This window comes from Acinetobacter sp. YH12201, from assembly GCF_013418145.1.
In the GTDB taxonomy this organism is placed as follows: Bacteria; Pseudomonadota; Gammaproteobacteria; order Pseudomonadales; family Moraxellaceae; genus Acinetobacter.
The window spans coordinates 1-3,217 of the sequence record NZ_VPCP01000146.1 but is presented as its reverse complement, the minus strand read 5'-3'; the positions used below and the strand labels follow the sequence as shown (position 1 = coordinate 3,217).

At 37.7% G+C, this 3,217-nt stretch carries 3 protein-coding genes; 2 read left to right on the top strand and 1 reads right to left on the bottom strand.

Features of this window, described 5'->3' with window-relative positions:
* The first annotated feature begins 523 nt into the window (after nt 1-523).
* Nucleotides 524-1,504, top strand: coding sequence for a diguanylate cyclase (locus FTU91_RS15960; RefSeq protein ID WP_180042995.1), 981 nt, complete (start codon nt 524-526; stop codon nt 1,502-1,504).
* Between the two features lie 58 nt (nt 1,505-1,562).
* Here FTU91_RS15960 and FTU91_RS15955 read toward each other — a convergent pair whose 3' ends face one another.
* Complete coding sequence (locus tag FTU91_RS15955) at nt 1,563-2,534, bottom strand: MBL fold metallo-hydrolase (RefSeq protein ID WP_180082824.1); 972 nt, start codon at nt 2,532-2,534, stop codon at nt 1,563-1,565.
* Nucleotides 2,535-2,633: 99 nt separating this feature from the next.
* Between FTU91_RS15955 and FTU91_RS15950 the strand changes: the two genes are divergently transcribed.
* Nucleotides 2,634-3,167 (top strand): hypothetical protein, encoded by a 534-nt coding sequence (locus tag FTU91_RS15950; protein WP_180082823.1) that lies wholly within the window; start codon nt 2,634-2,636, stop codon nt 3,165-3,167.
* The last annotated feature ends 50 nt before the right edge of the window (nt 3,168-3,217 follow it).

Here is a 3,217-nt window from a genome sequence, read left to right as displayed (position 1 = left end):
TCGGTAAAAACTGGTCGAGGTACGCCAACCAAGCGTTTAAATTCAGAATCTGAAAAACGGTTTAAGTTCTGATATCTCATGAAACTTAGATTGAGGTGGTTTTGACTTTCGCAAGAGGTCTATTTTACTTTACCAAATTTCCGGTCAAAACAATTTGTTGAATATGAAGGTCGCTAGGTAGGTGCAAGGTTTGGACTGCAATCTAGACAATCTTATTCGCTCTTTGATCTAAACATAATGAATTCTGCATATTTTAGAAAATTTATAGGAGATATTTCGGATAAGAAATTTTTGACTACTTTTTAAAATATATTAAACGATCTGAAGGATATACTTTTTTTGGAGAGAAATTGTAGAATAAATAATCATTTTGAAATGTAAAAATGTTTAGTGGTGAAAAGCAGCTTTTATTGGGGAACCTGCTTCAAGCGGGTTAATTATCAAGAGCGTATTGAAATGTCCTGTATGCTAAAACCAGAACATGCGAAGATATTTTTTTGCCCATTCAAATTAGAGTAGTCCTATGCCGAAAAATCCGTTTGATGAGCAGCAATTGTCGAATGACATGTTTTATAAAACATTATTAGAGTCGACTTTGGCCATACCCTGGAGCATAGACTGGGCCACCAAACAGTTTAGTTATATTGGCCCTCAAATTGAAAAGTTACTGGGCTGGGAACAGGATTCCTGGAAATCGGTGCAGGACTGGGCAGACCGTATGCACCGGGATGATCGTGATCATGTCCTTAATTATTGTGTGTCGCAATCTATTGCCGGCATAGATCATGAAGCGGATTATCGTGCCTTAAAGGCAAGCGGTGGATATTGCTGGATTCGTGATGTAGTTCATGTGGTACGCAAGGAAAATGGTGAAGTTGAACGTTTAGTCGGTTTTATGTTTGATATTTCTGAACGTAAGAAAAAGGAAGAGGAACTAAAAGCATTGCACCGCAAGCTGGAAGAATTTTCCTATAAAGATGGTTTAACTGAAATTGCCAACCGACGCTTATTTGATGATTTTTATTCACGTGAATGGAACAACGCAATACGTGAACAAAAGCCACTGTCGGTCATTTTGATCGATATCGATTTCTTTAAACAATACAATGATTTTAATGGGCATATTATTGGCGATGCCTGTATCAAGCAGATTGCACAGATGTTGGAAAGTTGCTGTGTACGTCCACGCGACCTGGTGGCACGTTATGGTGGTGAGGAATTTGCGATTGTATTGCCAGAAACGGATTTAGAGGGTGCGATTCAAATTGCAAACAATATACTTCGTATGATCGATCAGGCAAATCTACCCCATCGGGCATCTCCTATTTCAGAAAATGTCAGTTTAAGTCTGGGGGTGAAATGTATTTGTCCGACAGAGAAAGATGACAAAATACACTTTTTAAATATGGTCGATAAAAACCTGTTTAAAGCCAAACAGACTGGACGTAAACGTTTTGTTGCCGATGAAATATCAAATTCAATTTTAAGTTCAGCGAACAATTGAAACGCAGATAAACTCAAAAATCCCCTCAAGCGAGGGGATTATTTTTATTCATCTTTTATCAATCTTTAAAATATACTGGAATCCACTGATAACTCTTACCGTCTTTAGAGTAAATATGACCTAAACCCGGGAAAGGTAAATGCGGTGCTGCAATGAGCTGACCTTCTTTGGCATATTCGGCAAAGTGTTTCAGACGTGTCTGTACCGCTGTTTGAGGATCAGTATCAAACTCAATCGAGGTTTCTGGTTTGTCAAACTGCAAAGTGTGTGAATGCACGATGTCACCAATAAATACTACTTCCTGACCATCAGCTTTGAGTTTAAAGCTGTAATGCCCTGGGGTATGACCAAAAGACGGTTTAAATTGAATATCACCAAAGGCTAAAGATTTATCTGAGAAGACTTTAATCTTTTTGGCTTTTTCATACGGTGCAAGCGCAGCTTTAATTTTATCCACTGTACCTAAGAAACCAGCCTGTTTGTCCTTGGGTAGTTTTTTGACTGTATTTGGACTCAGCCAGAAATCATATTCCGTTTTGGCAATGTGCAGCGTGGCATTTGGATAATTCGCTACGCCGTTATTGGAAATACCGCAGACATGGTCCGGGTGTAGATGCGTCAGGAAAATCTCGTTCACTTGTTCAGGCTTGTAACCTGATGCTTTGAGGTTGTTATAGATTGAACCTAAATGTGTGCCAAAGCAGCTGGCTGCACCGCTATCCACCATCAATAGTTGATTGCCTGTATTTATCAGAAATGCATTCACAGATGTTTGAATGCCTTTGTCATTGATCGCGGCATATTTCTTTAGAATGTCGGTTTTTTCTTCATCGCTTAAGCCTGTAAACATGGATGGATTTAGATAGTTGGTTCCATCAAGTAGGGCGGTGATTTGGGTATTACCGATTTGATGGTGGTAATAGCCCGCGACTTGTTTTGGGGCTTGGATGGTGGTGGGTTCAGTCGCTTGGGTGGTGATGGCTGTTGTGCCAAGGGTCAAAGCTAGGAGGAGGGGTTTTAGGTTTTTCATGGGGTTCTTTTAAGTTTTAAGGGGATGGATTATTTTTAGCATGTTTTCATAAATATATTAATGTCTATAATTATAGAAATATTTGAAAATTAGAATCTTATGCAAGAAAAAATTACTTTATTGAAAGATTATCATCAATATTTAGAACAAGTCATTTTACAATTAGAGGAATATCCAGATGAAGTAATCATTGAAAAATTCTTGCAGGAACAAGAGAAAAATAAAGTATCAGATCTATATCAATCGATTAGGCTAATGCGAGGAAATATCTATCAAAGTCGAAATATTAGTACCGCAATTTTAAAATTGATTAATAGCTGGACACTAGAACAGCGGATTTTTTTTACGAATTCAATTGAATTAGAGTTAGAAAGTCTGGAAGTTGTATTTAGAGGCTTTTCGCATGTAATGCCAAAAGTCAATCTACCAGTCTTTGGTGAAGGTGGATTATATTTTTTGCTTGAAGGCTCTCAGGTATTAATTACTAATTATAAAATTATTCATGGTTATTCTACTGTTTGCACGCCACTATTTAATTGTTTAGACCAAAAAATTACTGAACCGTACCGGGTTTGTCGGAGACCAACTTTCCTGAGAGAATGTTCCGATGAAAAAACCAAAATATACCCCTGAAATCAGAGATAGAGCGGTTCAATTATTGATTGAATCCGAAAAAGATTATC